The sequence below is a fragment of the Sciscionella sediminilitoris genome, from assembly GCF_000737195.2.
GTDB lineage: Bacteria > Actinomycetota > Actinomycetes > Mycobacteriales > Pseudonocardiaceae > Sciscionella > Sciscionella sediminilitoris.
In genome coordinates, this window is the sequence record NZ_JALM01000122.1 from 1 (window position 1) to 14,925 (window position 14,925).

A 14,925-nucleotide genomic window follows, 5' to 3' on the forward strand; every position below is an offset into this window, starting at 1 on the left:
GCCGATCGGCAGGGCCACCGCGATCAGCACCGCGGCCATGCCGAGCTGACTGGTCGCGAGCACCGTCGGTGCGATCTTTCCGCTGAGCACCCGGGCGATGTAGGTGTAGCTGACCGCGTAGCTCGCCGCGGCGAGCAGGCAGGCCGCGGCTCCCCAGGAGGCGATCCCGCTGGCCTGCCAGGGCGCGAAGATCACCAGCACCCCGCCGAAACCGAGCAGCAGCCCGGCCGTCTTGGTGATGTTCGAGAGGCGTTCGCTGCCCAGCAGGAACCCGATCAGCAGCGCCCACAACGGGGTGGTCGCGTTCAGCACCCCGGCGAGCCCGGAGTCGACCGTGCGCTCCCCGAAGGCGAACATACAGAACGGGATCGCGTTCCCCACCACGGCGGGAACCAGGATGCGCAGCCACATTCCCCGGGTGCGGGGCAGCCGCTTCCCGGTGGCCTTGACGATCGCGAACAGCACGAGCGCGCCGAGCACCAACCGCCCGAACACCAGCTGCAGCGGTTCGAAACCACCGAGGGCGAGCTTGATCCACAGGAAACTGGACCCGAAGAGGCAAGCGAGCAAACCCATCCGCGCGAGGCTGCGCAGTCCGTGCGACCGAGTCATCGACATCTCCTTCCCGCATCGATGATCCGGCCGGTTATTCGTTAGCACAATCGAAATCTGCTTCATGACGCTTAAGCTGGACTGTAAGATCCTCGTATGCTCGATGTTCGCCGGTTACGCGTGCTCTCCTCGGTGCTCACCAGCGGTTCGATCAGCGCCGCCGCCGTCAATCTGGGCTACACCCCGTCCGCGGTGAGCCAGCAGATCGCCGCCCTGACCCGGGAGGCCGGTGCCGAACTGCTGGAGAAGGATGGGCGCGGGGTGCGGCCCACCGCGGCGGGAACCCTGCTCGCCGGGTACGCCGAGGAGATCATGGCCAAACTGGTCGAGGCCGAGCGCGCGCTCATCGATCTGCGCGAGGGGCACTCCGGGCCGCTGCGGATGACCTACTTCACCACCGCCGGTGCCACCCTGGTTCCTCCGGCCGTCGCCGAATTCCGCAGGAACATCAGCGATGTCCGGGTGGACCTCAAGCTCAACGAACCCGCCTATGTCGTGCGCGGGGCCGCCGATGATCCGGCCGATATCGAGATCGTCGTGCTGCACGAGGACTTCGCCAGCGCCCAGCCCGGATTCACCCCGGTGCACCTGCTCGACGATCCGTACCGGGCCGTGCTGCCCAAGGATCATCCGCTCGCCGACCGGGACATCCTAGACCTCGCCGCGCTCGCCGAGGAACCCTGGGTGGACACCGAGGCACCGCACGGGCTGTGCCGCCAGATCATGATGAAAGCCTGTACCGCGGCCGGATTCACTCCGAACTTCGTCGTCGAGGGCGACGATTTCCCTACCGCGCAAGGATTCGTCGCCGCCGGGCTCGGGGTCACCCTCGTCCCGGAGATCGCGCTCGGCGCCGTGCACAACGGAATCGTGGTCCGGCACGTGCGCAGGCCCGCCCCGGTGCGCTCCATCTACGCCGTGGTGCGCGATGCCGTCGCCGACCGGCCCGCCGTGCAGGAGATGTTGCGGGCACTGCAAAAGGTCGCGGGCGAGGCGGACGCCGGAATCGGGAACTGATTCCCGTTCGCGGATCGGCGGCCGGGCGTCAACCGGCGAGCTGCATGAGCAGGCTGGAGACCCCGATCCCGACGGCGATCGCCACGAGCACCGCGAGCACGGAGAGCACCACGGTGCGCGTGTCGAGTGCGGAACCGGGCCTGCGCGCGGTCGCGGTGGCCACGGCGGGCAGGTGCTGGCGGGTCGGCTGGGGAACGGCGCTCTGCTGGGGGACGGGGTTCTGCTGCGGAACGCTGCGCGGCGGGGTACTCGGCTGCTGGGTGGTCGGCGGCTGTGCGCCTGGTTGCTGGACGCCCGGCTGTGGCGCGGCGGAGCGCTGCGGCATCGGCTGGATGCGCTGGGTCGGCTGCCCGGACGGCGGGGTGCTCGGTTCCGCGGGCAGCGGCGGGGGCTCGAGGGCCTCGGCGGACACGGTGTGGCCCTGGCGTATCTCGTTGAGTGCGTCGACGACCTGGGACATCGTCGGGCGTTCCGCGGGGTCGGCCCGCATCAGGCGCATGATCAGCGCGGTGAGCAGGCCCGCGTTGCGCGGCGGTTCGAACTCGGCCGCGGCGACGGTGTGCAGCAGGGCGATCGGATTCTCCGAACCGCCGGAACCGAACGGTGCCCGCCCCTCGACGGCCGCGTACAGCGTGGAACCGAGGGAGAACACGTCGGAGGGCGGCGCCGGGGTCTGCCCGCGCGCCATCTCGGGCGAGAGGTAGGCGGGGGTGCCCGCGATCAGCCCGGTGGAGGTGAGCGTGACGTCTCCGCTCGCCCGGGAGATACCGAAGTCGGTGATCTTCACCGAACCGTCGTCGCCGAGCAGGATGTTGGCCGGTTTCACGTCCCGGTGCACCACCCCGGCCGCGTGCGCGACGGCGAGCGCGCTGGCCACGCTGGCCCCCGCGGTCGCCGCGTCCCGCGCGTCCAGCGGGCCGCTCTCGGCGAGCCACTGGGCAAGGCTGCGCGAGGGCAGGTACTCCTGCACCAGCCAGGGATCGCCCTCGTGTTCCACGACATCGTGCACCGTGATCGCGCAGTGGTGGTGCAACCGCGCGGCGATCCGACCCTCCCGGAGCACCCGCGCGTTGGCGGTCTCCCGGTCGTCGGCGGACAGTCCCGGCGAGGTGTACACGTGTTTGAGCGCGACGGTGCGCTGCAACCGCTCGTCGGTCGCCTGCCACACGACGCCCATCGCGCCGCTCCCGATCCGCTCGCCGAGCCGGTACCGCCCGGCGATCAGCACTCCCTGAGCAGCCACGCTACTGGTTGTTCCCGCCGTGACCGTGCCCGCCAGGGACAGGTCCGCCCTGGGCGCCGCCGCCCCCGCCGCCGTTGTTGTCGCCGCCCCCGCCGGGCAGCAGCGTCTGGTTCGGCGTGGTGGTCGGTGCCTCGGTGGTCGGAGTCGGCTCGGTGGTCGTGGTCTCCCGCTGCCGGGTGGTCGTCGGCTCGATCGTCTCCCGGTGCTCGCGGGTCCGCGTCGGCTCCTGCGGTGTCGTGTCCTCCACCGTGGTGTCCTCGGGCGTCGTCGTCGGCAGCTCCACCGTGCTCGACGGGGCGGACGGGACCGGCAGCTGCGGTTTCTTCTCGCCCGCGCCGAACACGCCCCCGGCCCAGAGCCCGAGCACGATCGCGGCGAGCACGAGCAGGGCGAGCAGGCTCAGCCACAGCGCTTTGCGCGATTTGCGCGGCGGCGGGCCGACCTGTTCCTCCTCGGCGGCCGGGCGGACCTGGGTGCCCTGCGCGGGGAGGGCGGAGGTCATCGCGCGGGTCGCCGGGTTCTGGCCGGCCATCACCGCGGTCGTGCCGCCGTTCGGGTCCGGCGGGACATCCGGGGCCTGGCCCTGCGAGACCGCGCGCAGCATGCCGGAGGCATCCCGCGCGGTCGGCCGGGAATCCGGATCGGCGCGCAGCAGGGCCTCGAGCACCTCGGTGAGCGGGCCCGCCTGGCGCGGCGGGTTGATCTGCCCGCGCGCGACCACGTGCAGCAGGGAGAGCGTGTTGTCGGAGAGCCCGAACGGCGGTTCGCCCTCCACCGCTGCGTACAGCGTGGAACCGAGGGAGAACACATCCGAGGGCGGAAGCGGTTCCCGGCCCACGGCGACCTCGGGAGCCAGATAGGCCGGGGTTCCGGCGATCAGCCCGGTCTTGGTCACGGTGATGTCATCGGTGGCCCGGGAGATGCCGAAGTCGGTGATCTTGACCTGGCCGCCCCTGCCGAGCAGCACATTGCCCGGTTTGATGTCGCGGTGCACGATTCCCGCGTCGTGCGCGGCGGCCAGCGCGGCGGCGACCTGGGCCCCGATGGTGGCCACATCGCCGGGGGAGATCGAGCCGCGCTCCCGGATGACGTCGTCCAGGCTGCGCGAGGGCAGATACTCCATGACCAGGCAGGGCACCCCGTCGTTGTCCACGACGTCGAACACCGAGATGGCGTTCGGGTGATGCAGGCGTGCGGCGATCCGGCCCTCACGCAGCGTGCGCTCGACGGCCTCGTCCCGCTCGTTCGGCTCGAGCGCGGGCTGCAGCAATAGCTGCTTCACCGCGACGGTGCGGTTCAGCCGCTCATCGAGTGACTCCCACACGACCCCCATGGCGCCGCTGCCGATCTTGCGTTCGAGCCGGTACCGGCCGGCGATGAGCGTGCCCTGACCGCTCACGAATCCTCCTCGCTGACGCTCGCCGGCTTCGCGAGCGACGCTGCCGTGTCCATCGGTGACCTTGCAAGCTCGCTCATGCGCCATCCGTCTCGGTACTCGTCACGACTCTAGGTTATTGGTTCACCCGCGGTCGCGATCGTCAGCCCCTTCGTGATCAGGATTCGGAAATGATCTTGGGATGATCGCCCTTGGTGAAGGTCAGGGTGTGCCGTACGACGCGGACCGTGCCGTCCTTGTAGTAGAGCTTCATGGTGTTCGTCGTGGTGCGCGCGTTCGGATCGACATAACGGTAGGAGACCCGGATGTACTGGACATCGGCGTACCGCTTCTTGATCGCCTTGCGCTGCGCACTGCTCATCGAGTCGGCGGCGTAGGCACTCAGCGCCGCGCTCGGATTGTCGGCCACCGTGTCGTAGTAGGACCGGCTCACCCTGTCGGACTGCTTCGGGTCGGTGGTGTCCCCGGCCATGGCACGCGCCCACTCCGGCTGTGCCATCTCCACCTCGGTGTTCTCCTGCGGAGGCGGCAGCGGCTTGGCGGTGATCGTGGAGGAGCTCGAGTTCGTGGGCCCGCTGCTCGAACCGGAGCCGTTGCTCGCGCTGTCCGGGTTCGCCGAGGAGACCGGATCGCCTGCCGCGACGGGCCCGTTGACCACCGAGGTGTCGAACACTCCGTCGTGGTTGGCGTCCACCATCGTGGTGGTGCGCCGGTCCGGCCCGGTGCGCTCAGTGGTCCGCGCGGTCTCGCGCAGCGCGTGCTTGCCGGTGCCCTGGTCGGGCTGCTGTTCGGTGGCGAGCGGGGCGCTCGGCAGTCCGGGCAGCGCGTCGATCGTGGTCCGCTCGCCTTTGCCGACGAAGGCGCTGGCCACGGCGACGAGCGCGGTCAGCGCGGCACCGGAGGCGGCGACCGAGAACCAGGCGGCCCTGCGCCAGGTGCGCGGCGGGGTCACCGAGGCGGGCACGCTGCCGAGGTTGAACTTGCGCAGGCCGAACGAGTCGGTGTCGGCGAGCGGGTCCACCTTCGGCGGGCGGTCGTACTCCACCGGTTCGAGTACCGGAACCGGTTCTGGCCCGGCCTCGTGCTTGCTCGGCCGCAGGTTCGGCAGGTAGTCCTCGCCGCGCATCGGGGTGCCCGGTCCGCGCTGGGCGGGGACGTTCTGCGCGGCGTGTCTTCCGTAGTTGGCGGGGGTCTCGGCGGGGCGGCCGACGGCGGGTGTCCACGCACTGGTACCGGCACGGTCGGCGGCCCTGCTGTGCCGACCGTGCTCGTCGCCTGTCTGACCGATGATGTCCGTTCCACCGTCCATGGTGGGGAGACCGTTTCCTTCCCGCCCGGTGACGCCTGGGTCCATCAGATTAACCCGTTTGCACCACTTGGAACGCCTCCGCGAGCCGCCCGGCGGGCAACCCATGTCGTTGTGCGGTCTGTTCAAGGTACCCGCGCAGCGAGCTCTCCAGTGAGTCGAGGTGACCGGTCTGCGAGCGATGCGCCCGCAAGGCGGCCAATTTTGCCCCGAAAGTGTCAGTCACATCCACCGCTTGGGTGCGGATGTGCGGAGGCGGGTCGGCGATCCACAGTTCCGGGACCACCCAGGGGCGGAGGCTTTCCTCCGCGAGCAACTCCGGATGCGCGTACGGGTTGCGTGCGTCCGGATAGACCGCGGCGATGGTCGCCTCGCCGACTGCCCGGTGGTCCGGGTGCGCGGTCACGAAATGCTGCCAGTTGATCTCCGGCGACCAGGTGAGCACCCGTTCGGGGCGCAGCTTGCGGATCACCCTGGTGATGTCGCGGCGCAGCGCGAGGCTCGGCTCCACCCGGCCGTCCGGGTAACCGAGAAAGGTCACGTCGGCGACCCCGACCTCGCCCGCCGCGGCGAGCTGTTCCCGGCGGCGGGCCTGGCCGACCTGTTCGCGGCCGAGCCCGCTGATTCCGACCGCGTCACCGCTGGTGCAGATGCAGTACGCCACCTCGGAACCGGCCGAGGTCCAGCGGGCGACGGTGCCCGCAGCGCCGAAGTCGACGTCGTCGGGATGCGCGGCGACCACGAGCACCCTGCTCACGTCCGACTCGGGAACCATCGCCTCAGGATAGTTGACCCGGCAACGAAGCTGTGCGCCACCGTAGGTGTGTCGCTACCGTGTGCGCCCGCCGAGCCGGAGCCCTTCCTTGGACGTCTGCAGTGCCTTGGTGGAAGCGCCGATGGTGCCCAGCCCGATGAGCAGCCCGACCAGGTCGACGCCGAAGCTGTCGCCGAGGGTGAACAGCAACCCGATGATGCCCGCGCCGACTCCCGCCGCGGCGACGCCGTACCTGCCGCGGGCGAACTTCGCGATCGGCTCACCGCCGGCGCCCTTCTTCTTGGCCACCGAACCCAGCATGTAGACGTAGCCGCCGTGGCCGAGTGCGGCGACCAGACCGCCGAGGGCCGCGATGAACGCCACGAGACCGAAGATCCATTCCATATGTCCAGTGTCCACGAAGTCGGCTACGAACGCGCATCGGTGACATCCCTGATTTTCCGGGCGGCCGGGAACTCCGGTCGCCCGGCGGATCCGGGGAGCCCGGCCTCAGCGGTGGCCCAGCCGGCCGCGGCCGAGATTCAGCAGGGTGATGGCGAGCTGACGGCCCTCCGGACCGAGCTCGCGGAACCGGTCGAGCACCTTCATCTCGCGGTTCACCACGATTCGCGGTCCACCGGCGGCCATGCGCGCGGCGCCGACCTTCTTGGACACCTCGGTCCTGCGTTTGACCAGGCGGAGTATCTCGGCGTCGAGCCAGTCGATCTCCTGGCGCAACTGGTCGACTTCCTCGGCGGCGGCCGGGGGGTTGTCGTGCGCCGCGGTCTTGTCCGGGTTCGTGGTCACAGCGTTGCTCCCTAGCGTTTCGTGCGGTGCCGACTCGCCCGGACCTGAAAAAACCCCGGGTCGGCCGACTCCGGGGCTTCGTGGTCGCGTGCGGTGCTAACGATTCACGGGAGCCGGAGTCCGGTTCCCGTAGAAAAATACGTAAGCATGTACTCGCACGTCCTTCATCTTGCCACGGTCCGGCCTTCGCCGCCATGTCGGGCATGGCGAGTACCGTGACTCCACAATGAGCGAGCTTGCGAGTGAATCATCGGCACTGTGTCTCCGCGTCGCGCCGGACTCCCGCGAGGAGGGCGCGCGATGAGTACGTTGTTCGAGGTGGTGTCCGAACAGCCGGGTAGCGAGGACGACCTGCTTTCCGGGCTCAACCACGCCCAGGCGGACGCGGTCGCGCACAGCGGCGGCCCGCTGCTCGTGGTCGCGGGTGCGGGCTCGGGCAAGACGCGGGTGCTCACCCGCAGGATCGCCTATCTGCTCGGCGAACGAGGGGTGCAGCCCGGCCAGATCCTCGCGATCACCTTCACCAACAAGGCCGCGGCGGAGATGAAGGAACGGGTCACCGAGCTCGTCGGCTCCCGGGCCAAGGTCATGTGGGTCTCCACGTTCCACTCGATGTGCGTGCGGCTGCTGCGCTACGAGGCGAAGACCCTGTCCGCGATGCTGGCCGAGACCGGCGAGGCCGGGCGGTTCAACTCGAACTTCTCCATCTACGACGCGGACGACTCGCGCAGGCTGATCACCCTGGTCGCGCGGGACCTGGAGATCGACGCGAAGCGCTATCCGGCACGGATGCTCGCGGCGAAGGTGTCCAACCTGAAGAACGAGCTGCTCGGGCCGGAGGAGGCCAAGTCCCGCGCGGGCAACGATCTGGAGCGCCGGGTCGCCGAGGTCTACGAGGAGTACGCGCGGCGGCTGATCGAGGCGAACGCGCTCGACTTCGACGACCTGATCATGCGCACCGTGCAGATCCTGCAGACCTATCCGGAGGTTGCCGAGCACTACCGGCGGCGGTTCCGGCACGTGCTCGTGGACGAGTACCAGGACACCAACCACGCCCAGTACGTGCTGGTGCGCGAGCTGGTCGGCACCGAGACCACCGAGTCCGGGGTGGAACCGGCCGAGCTGTGCGTCGTCGGTGACGCGGACCAGTCCATCTACGCCTTCCGCGGCGCCACGATCCGCAACATCACCGAGTTCGAGCGGGACTATCCGGACGCGCGCACGATCATGCTCGAGCAGAACTACCGCTCGACCCAGACCATCCTGTCCGCGGCGAACTCGGTGATCGCGCGCAACGCGGGGCGCAGGGACAAGCGGTTGTGGACCGATCTCGGCGAGGGCGAGCCGATCGTGGGCTACGTCGCCGACAACGACCACGACGAGGCCGCGTTCGTCGCCGGGGAGATCGACAAGCTGCACGACGAGGGCGCGGCGACCTATGGGGATGTCGCGGTGTTCTACCGCACCAACGCCGCCTCCCGGGTGTTCGAGGAAATCTTCATCCGCCTCGGCTTGCCGTACCGGGTCGTCGGCGGGGTCCGCTTCTACGAACGGCGCGAGGTGCGCGATGTGCTCGCCTATCTGCGGGTGCTGGCGAACCCGGAGGACACCGTCTCGCTGCGGCGGATCCTCAACGTGCCCAAGCGGGGGATCGGGGAACGCGCCGAATCCTGTGTGGCCGGCTATGCCGAGCAGCAGCGGATCTCGTTCGCCGCGGCCCTGCGTGCCGCGGTGGAGGGCAAGGTCCCGCTGCTGAACACCCGCTCGGTGCGCGCGATCACCGGGTTCGTCGAACTGTGGGACGGGCTGGCCGAGCTCGTCGAGGAGGGGGCCGAGGTCGCCGAGATCGCCGAGGCGGTCTGCGCGCGCACCGGGTACCGCGCCGAGCTCGAGGATTCCGATGATCCGCAGGACGCCACCCGGCTGGAGAACATCAACGAGCTGATCACCGTGGCCCGGGAGTTCACCGAGGAACTGCCCGAGGACGAGCAGGGCTCGCTGCCCGCCTTCCTGGAACGGGTCTCGCTGGTCGCGGACACCGATCAGGTGCCCGACTCCGGCGAGGGCGTCGTCACCCTGATGACCCTGCACACCGCGAAGGGGCTGGAGTTCCCCGTGGTGTTCCTTTCCGGCATGGAGGACGGTTCCTTCCCGCACCTGCGCGCGCTCTCCGATCCGGTCGAGCTCGCCGAGGAACGCCGGCTCGCCTATGTCGGGATCACCCGTGCCCGCCAGCGGCTCTACGTGTCCCGGGCCCTGGTGCGCTCGGCGTGGGGACAGCCGGTGAGCAACCCCGCATCCCGGTTCCTCGACGAGATCCCCGCCGAACTGCTCGACTGGCGGCGCAGCGAACCCGAACGCTCCGGCCCCTCCTCGGCGACCACCTGGGGCGGCGGTTCGCGTGGCGGCGGGCTCGGCTTCGGACGGCGCGAGTCGCCGAAGCAGGCGGCGGCGAGCAAACTGCCCCCGCTCAAGCTCGACGTCGGCGACCGGGTCAACCACGACAAGTACGGGCTCGGCACCGTCGTCGCCACGGCCGGATCGGGTCCGCACGCGACCGCGACGATCGACTTCGGCGGAGGTTCCACGATCAAGCTGATGCTGATCGGCGGGGTCCCGATGCAGAAGCTGTGAGGGCTTCGGCGAGCTCACGCGGGTAGCCGAACGCCAGCAGGTGGCCGCCCGGCAGCTCCTCGATCCCGATGCCGCCCAGTCGCTCGGCCACGACCCGGCGCTGAAAGGTCAACGGGAAGAACCGGTCCGCGCGGCCCTGCAGCACCCGGATCGGTACCCGCGGCCAGCCGGTCAGGGGCCACGGCTCGCTGAACACCGTGTCCAGTGCGGCACCGCCGCCCTCGGCGAGCGCGGCAGCGGTGATCTCCTCGGGCACGTCGTGGAACAGGTGAATCCGCATGTCGAACTCGGTGTGCCAGCCGCCGCGGCGGGCGTACTCGGCCAGCGCGGCGGGCTGACCGGTCGCCGCCCACCAGTCCGCGGCCCGTTCCCCTGGCGCGGGCACCATCGGATTGAGCAGCACCAGCTCGCGCACCGGCAGCCGCTCGCACGCCAGCGGTGCGCTGAACGCGCCCATCGACTGGGCGAGCAGCACCACTTCCCCGTGGCCCTGTGCGGTGGCCACGATCGCTTCCGCGTAGTCCGCGAGTCCCGCGTCCGCGCCGAGCGGGAGCTCGACCGGGAGCGCCTCGTGACCGCGGCTTTCCAGTTCGGGGACGAATCGCTGCCAGTAGCTGCTCCGGCCGTCCGAACCGGGCACGAGCACGAAGGTGGTCATCGGGTGGCTCCTGTCCTGGGTGCGGTCATCCTGCCAGCTCACGATGTCGGTGGGGGATAACCACAGGGAGAATCCGGGGGAGTTCCCCGTTCCGGCGCGGGCGCGGGCCGCGAAGGATCGAGGGCATGGATCTCCGCGTTCGCCGAACCGTGCTGGCTCTCGCCGCGCTGGCCGCCTCCGCGCTGCTCTGGTACCTGGGCACCGGTTTCGCGCCCATCGCCGCACTGACCTGGCTCGCTCCGCTCCCGGTGTTGTTGCTCGCGCCCGCCGAACGGGCGCTCCCGGTGTTCGGGATCGCCTTTCTCGCCTCGATGATCGGCAGCACGAACAGCTGGGGCTTCTACACCCGCTCCTACGATGTCCCGCTGCCGATGGGCCTGTTGATCAGCGCCTCGTTCGCGGTGACCTTCGCACTCGCGGTGCTGGTGTTCCGCGCGCTCGTGCTGCGCGGCAGGGCGATGTTCGCCGCGTTCGCCGCGCCCGCGCTCTGGACCGGCGCGATGTATCTCATCTCGCTGAACCCGTTCGGGATCGTCGGCACGCTCGCCACCACCCAGGCCGGTTCACCGGTGCTGCTGCAGATCGCCTCGGTGACCGGCGCCTGGGGGGTGGATTTCCTGGTCGTGTTCGCCTCCGCGGCGCTCGCGGCGCTGTGCGCTCCCGGGGTAGTCAAGGCCGCGCGGCTGCGCACCGCGGTCGCGGCGGTGCTCGTGTTCGGGCTGACGCTCGGCTTCGGGGCACTGCGGCTCTCCGGGACGGAGCCCTTCGGCAAGCCGGACGGTCAACGGCAGCGGGTCGCGCTCATCGCGCACAACCACGCGGGCTGGGGGATCGATGTGGCCGGAGCCGAGGGGCGTGCGCTGGTTCGCGACTACACCGCCGAGATCGCCGCACTCCCCGCCGGGGTGCGCACCGTGGTCCTGCCCGAGGGCGCCTTCGGCTCGACCGATGCGAACCGGACCGCGCTGACCGGACCGCTCGCCGGGGTGGCGCGGGCGAAGGGGGTGAACGTCGTGGTCGGCCTCGCGCACAAGGACCCGACCTATCAGCTGGCGGTCGTGGTCGCCCCGGACGGCACCACGCGCGATTACCGCAAACAGCACGACGCGGTCGGGGCACCCGGTCACTCGCTGACCTTCGTGGCGGGCAGCAGGACCGGGGTGGCGATCTGCGCCGACCTCGACCACCCGGATCCGAGCGGGCAATACGCGGGCGCGGGTGCGCGGCTGCTCGCGGTTCCCGCATCCGACGAGGGCGAGAACGGTTGGCAGCACAGCAGGAACGGGGTGCTGCGCGGGGTGGAGAACGGCTTCGCGGTCGCCTGGTCCGGGCGGGCGAGCAGGCTACTCGCCGCGGACGGCTACGGGCGGGTGCGCACCGATACCGCGACCGGCGGTTCGGGCGCGTTCAGCCGCGTGGTCACCGAGATCCCCGAAGGACCGGGCGCCACGCCGTACACCGCGCTCGGGGACTGGTTCGCCTGGCTGTGCCTCGCCGTCACCGCGGGTGCCGTGCTGGGCTCGGTCACCCGGCGAACCCGGTGAGCATGGCCTCGACCGCGAGCGTGAACCGGTCCCCGTCCGCGGTCCCTTCCCCGGTGCGCGCCGCGGTCACCAGCAGGGGGAACTCCGCCTCGTCGAGCTCGGCCAGCCGGGTGCGGGAACCGGGCCCGGTCAGCTCCGCGGTGGCCACCTCGCTGCGGGTGTGCCCGAGGACGAACGAGGTGAGCGCGTTCACCAGGTGCAGCGCCGTGCCGAGCGGAAAATCCGCGGCACGCAGCAACCCGAGCCCCTGCTCGACGGCGCGCAACAGCGCGGGGGTGCTCGCCGGGCGCTCGGCGACGAGCCCGATCAGCGCGGGATGGGCGAGCAGGGTGGTGCGCAGCGCGCAGGCGTACTCGTGCAGCGCCCGCGCCCATTCCGCGGGCGGGTGCCGGGGAACCGCCTCGGCCAGCGGGGCGCACACGCGTTCCACGAGACCGTCGAGCAGCGCGTCCTTGCCCGGCACGTGGTGGTAGAGGGTCATCGCCTCCACCCCGAGCGCGGTGGCGAGCCTGCGCATGGTCAGGGCGGGCAGTCCCTGTTCGTCCACGATCCGCAGCGCCGCGTCGAGGATCCCCGTCCTGCTCAGCCCGGCCCGCTCACCCTGGGAACGACTCATTCTTACAGTGTAAGAGTAAGCTGTGCGGTATGACTGCCGAGGAGCACAAGAACGTGGTGCGCGGACTGATCGCCGCGCTGGACGAACGCCGGATCGACGCACTGGGGGACTTTCTCGCCGCGGATGTGCGCGATCACAACAAGATCGTCTTCGGGGAGCCGGACGAACCGGGTGCGGCCTTCGAGGGGTTCCGCCGCCAGCTGGACGCGCTGACCGAGACCGGGTTCCGTGCGGAGGAGCTGGTCGCCGAGGGGGACCGGGTGGTCGCGCGGCTGCGGGTGTCCGGGCGGCACACCGGCCCGCATCCGCGCATGCCGGAGCCGACCGGTCGGCGCTTCGACGTGGAGCAGATCTGGATCTTCACCGTCACCGGTGGCCGGGTCACCGAGATCCGCGCGGTTTCCGACCGCCTCGGCATGTTCGCCCAGCTCGGCTGGGACTGGCCGGAACCCGCGCACTGCTAGGCTGGCCACCGTACTGATCGTTTCCGTTCAAGGGAGTTCCGCATGCGCCGGGCGTCCGAAGTCCTCGTGACCAAGGCCGCCCTGAGGATGGGAACGAATCCCTGTGGAAACGATCAATATCGGCATTCTCGCGCATGTCGACGCCGGTAAGACCAGCCTGACCGAACGCCTGCTCTTCGATGCGGGCGCGACCCGGCGGCTCGGCAGCGTGGACGAAGGCACCACCCGCACCGATTCCTCGGAACTCGAACGCGCCCGCGGCATCACCATCCGCGCGGGTGTCGCCGCCTTCGAGGTGGACGGGTGCACCATCACCATCCTCGACACCCCCGGGCACCCGGACTTCATCGCGGAGGTGGAGCGCGCGCTGCGGGTGCTCGACGGCGCGGTGCTCGTGGTCTCCGGGACCTCGGGCGTGCAGGCGCAGACCACGATCCTGCTGCGCGCACTGCACCGGATGCGGGTGCCGACCCTGCTGTTCGTGAACAAGATGGACAGCTCGCCGTACTCGGCCACCGAACTGCTCACCGCGATCCGCGCCCGGCTCACCGCGACCGCGGTCACCGGGCCGGAGGAGGAGCGCAGCGTCGAAGTGCTCGCCGAACGGGACGACCGGGTGCTCGCCGACTACCTGGCGGGCGCGTCCGACCGGGACCGGTTCGCGCGGGCACTGCGAGAGCAGACCGCGCGGGCCGCGGTGCACCCGGTGCTGTTCGGCTCGGCGGCCAGCGGTGCCGGGATCCCCGGACTGGTCACCGCGATCCGCGAGCTGATCCCGGTCCCGCATCCGGGTGCGGAACCGCCGCGCGCCACGGTGTTCCAGATCGAGGGCAAGCCCCGCGAGGCGCTCGTACGGGTGCACGCCGGGGAATTCGCCGAACGCGAGACGGTCACCGTGTACCGGCGCACCGGGCAGGGGATCGGCGAGCACAAGGCGCGGATCACCGGGCTGCGCCGGATCACCCCGCGCGGGACCGAACCGGCCGGGGTGCTCGGCGCGGGCGCGATCGGCTGGGTGCGCGGACTCGGCGAGGCCAGGGTCGGCGATCAGCTCGGCAGCGCGGCCGGTCTGGACGCCCAGCCCGCGTTTTCCCCGCCACCGCTGGAAACCGTGGTGACCCCGGAGCGCCCGGCCGAACGGCTGCGGTTGTTCGCCGCGCTCGCCGAACTGGCCGATGCGGACCCGCTGATCGGGTTCGACCGGGCGAGCGGTTCGGTGCGCATCCACGGCGAGGTGCAGCAGGAGGTGCTCGAGGCGCGGCTGCGCGCGGAGTTCGGTGTCGAGGCCCGGTTCGCCCCGGTCAGCCCGGTGCTCGTGCACCGCCCGCGCGGGATCGGGAGCGCGCGGCACAGCATCGACACCCGGGAACGTAACGAGTACTGGGCGACCATCGGGCTCGACGTGGAACCGGGAACGGGCATCGACTACCGGATCGGCGTGCAGCACGGCCTGCTGCCGCGCGCCTTCTACACCGCGATCGAGGAAACGGTGCACGAGGCGGCCGCGGAGCTGCGGGTCACCGACTGCCGGATCACGCTGACCGCGGCCGGGTACGCGAGCCCGGTGAGCACCGCGGGGGATTTCCGCGCGCTGACCAGGAAACTGTTCGCGGAGGCGCTCGAGCAGGCCGGTCTCGTGGTGTACCAGCCGGTGCACCGCTTCGAGCTCGAATTCCCGGAGGCGGCGGCGAACCGGACACTTGCCGCGCTCGCGAAGGCGGACGGGATCATCGAGGACACCCATGTCGAGGCTGGGATCACCCGGGTGACCGGCACGATCCCGGTGGCCGCCCTTGCCGGGTTCCAGCGCGGGCTGCCCGGCTGCACGGGTGGGGAAGGGGTGTTGCTCAGCCGTCCGGACGGCTGAGCAACAC

Annotated in this window: 14 protein-coding genes; 5 read left to right on the forward strand and 9 right to left on the reverse strand. The window is 70.7% G+C overall.

Annotated features, from left to right (window positions below):
* Positions 1–612, reverse strand: a 612-nt coding sequence (locus tag AD72_RS32210) for a DMT family transporter (protein ID WP_031470415.1), incomplete at its 3' end; no start/stop codon positions are given.
* Between the two features lie 96 nt (positions 613–708).
* Between AD72_RS32210 and AD72_RS32215 the strand changes: the two genes are divergently transcribed.
* On the forward strand, positions 709–1,629 hold the full coding sequence (locus AD72_RS32215) for a LysR family transcriptional regulator (RefSeq protein WP_031470416.1): 921 nt from the start codon (positions 709–711) through the stop codon (positions 1,627–1,629).
* 28 nt (positions 1,630–1,657) lie between these two features.
* On the opposite strand, the gene AD72_RS32220 is transcribed toward AD72_RS32215, so the two are convergent.
* The 6 genes from AD72_RS32220 to AD72_RS32245 all read right to left on the reverse strand — a co-directional run bounded on the left by AD72_RS32220 (position 1,658) and on the right by AD72_RS32245 (position 7,135).
* A complete protein-coding gene (locus AD72_RS32220; RefSeq protein WP_197285140.1) occupies positions 1,658–2,872 on the reverse strand; it encodes a serine/threonine-protein kinase in 1,215 nt (404 codons plus the stop codon).
* 1 nt (position 2,873) lies between these two features.
* Complete coding sequence (locus tag AD72_RS32225; RefSeq protein ID WP_037348091.1) at positions 2,874–4,271, reverse strand: serine/threonine-protein kinase; 1,398 nt, start codon at positions 4,269–4,271, stop codon at positions 2,874–2,876.
* Positions 4,272–4,425: 154 nt separating this feature from the next.
* Positions 4,426–5,577, reverse strand: coding sequence for a hypothetical protein (locus AD72_RS32230; RefSeq protein ID WP_031470419.1), 1,152 nt, complete (start codon positions 5,575–5,577; stop codon positions 4,426–4,428).
* A gap of 49 nt (positions 5,578–5,626) precedes the next feature.
* On the reverse strand, positions 5,627–6,349 hold the full coding sequence (locus tag AD72_RS32235; RefSeq protein ID WP_031470420.1) for a PIG-L deacetylase family protein: 723 nt from the start codon (positions 6,347–6,349) through the stop codon (positions 5,627–5,629).
* Positions 6,350–6,403: 54 nt separating this feature from the next.
* Positions 6,404–6,733 (reverse strand): hypothetical protein, encoded by a 330-nt coding sequence (locus AD72_RS32240; protein WP_031470421.1) that lies wholly within the window; start codon positions 6,731–6,733, stop codon positions 6,404–6,406.
* A gap of 105 nt (positions 6,734–6,838) precedes the next feature.
* Entirely contained in the window at positions 6,839–7,135 is a 297-nt protein-coding gene (locus tag AD72_RS32245) for a chorismate mutase (RefSeq protein ID WP_031470422.1), read from the reverse strand.
* Positions 7,136–7,435: 300 nt separating this feature from the next.
* Here AD72_RS32245 and pcrA point away from each other — a divergent pair, with 300 nt between their 5' ends.
* The gene (pcrA, locus tag AD72_RS32250; RefSeq protein ID WP_031470423.1) at positions 7,436–9,769 is read left to right on the forward strand and encodes a DNA helicase PcrA; all 2,334 of its coding nucleotides are present in this window, start codon (positions 7,436–7,438) and stop codon (positions 9,767–9,769) included.
* Here the strand turns inward: pcrA and AD72_RS32255 are convergent.
* Entirely contained in the window at positions 9,726–10,427 is a 702-nt protein-coding gene (locus tag AD72_RS32255; protein ID WP_037348095.1) for an alpha/beta fold hydrolase, read from the reverse strand. The genes pcrA and AD72_RS32255 overlap by 44 nt on opposite strands.
* A 125-nt stretch (positions 10,428–10,552) precedes the next feature.
* On the opposite strand from AD72_RS32255, the gene AD72_RS32260 reads away from it, so the two are divergent.
* On the forward strand, positions 10,553–11,971 hold the full coding sequence (locus AD72_RS32260) for a nitrilase-related carbon-nitrogen hydrolase (RefSeq protein ID WP_031470425.1): 1,419 nt from the start codon (positions 10,553–10,555) through the stop codon (positions 11,969–11,971).
* On the opposite strand, the gene AD72_RS32265 is transcribed toward AD72_RS32260, so the two are convergent.
* Positions 11,952–12,587, reverse strand: coding sequence for a TetR/AcrR family transcriptional regulator C-terminal domain-containing protein (locus AD72_RS32265; RefSeq protein WP_031470426.1), 636 nt, complete (start codon positions 12,585–12,587; stop codon positions 11,952–11,954). The genes AD72_RS32260 and AD72_RS32265 overlap by 20 nt on opposite strands.
* A gap of 29 nt (positions 12,588–12,616) precedes the next feature.
* Between AD72_RS32265 and AD72_RS32270 the strand changes: the two genes are divergently transcribed.
* Together AD72_RS32270 and AD72_RS32275 are read left to right on the forward strand one after the other, a co-directional pair.
* Positions 12,617–13,051 carry an ester cyclase gene (locus AD72_RS32270; protein ID WP_031470427.1) on the forward strand — a complete coding sequence of 145 codons (435 nt, stop codon included), beginning with the start codon at positions 12,617–12,619 and terminating at the stop codon, positions 13,049–13,051.
* 103 nt (positions 13,052–13,154) lie between these two features.
* Positions 13,155–14,918: an elongation factor G gene (locus tag AD72_RS32275; RefSeq protein WP_031470428.1), complete on the forward strand. Its 1,764-nt coding sequence runs from the start codon at positions 13,155–13,157 to the stop codon at positions 14,916–14,918.
* Positions 14,919–14,925 lie beyond the last annotated feature (7 nt).

Excerpts from the sequence above, each read along its gene's own strand:
- AD72_RS32240 (WP_031470421.1), bottom strand. The coding sequence starts at position 6,733 with ATGGAATGGATCTTCGGTCTCGTGGCGTTCATCGCGGCCCTCGGCGGT.
- AD72_RS32255 (WP_037348095.1), bottom strand. The coding sequence starts at position 10,427 with ATGACCACCTTCGTGCTCGTGCCCGGTTCGGACGGCCGGAGCAGCTAC.
- pcrA (WP_031470423.1), top strand. The coding sequence starts at position 7,436 with ATGAGTACGTTGTTCGAGGTGGTGTCCGAACAGCCGGGTAGCGAGGAC.
- AD72_RS32265 (WP_031470426.1), bottom strand. The coding sequence starts at position 12,587 with ATGAGTCGTTCCCAGGGTGAGCGGGCCGGGCTGAGCAGGACGGGGATC.
- AD72_RS32235 (WP_031470420.1), bottom strand. The coding sequence starts at position 6,349 with ATGGTTCCCGAGTCGGACGTGAGCAGGGTGCTCGTGGTCGCCGCGCAT.
- AD72_RS32215 (WP_031470416.1), top strand. The coding sequence starts at position 709 with ATGCTCGATGTTCGCCGGTTACGCGTGCTCTCCTCGGTGCTCACCAGC.
- AD72_RS32270 (WP_031470427.1), top strand. The coding sequence starts at position 12,617 with ATGACTGCCGAGGAGCACAAGAACGTGGTGCGCGGACTGATCGCCGCG.
- AD72_RS32260 (WP_031470425.1), top strand. The coding sequence starts at position 10,553 with ATGGATCTCCGCGTTCGCCGAACCGTGCTGGCTCTCGCCGCGCTGGCC.
- AD72_RS32230 (WP_031470419.1), bottom strand. The coding sequence starts at position 5,577 with ATGGACGGTGGAACGGACATCATCGGTCAGACAGGCGACGAGCACGGT.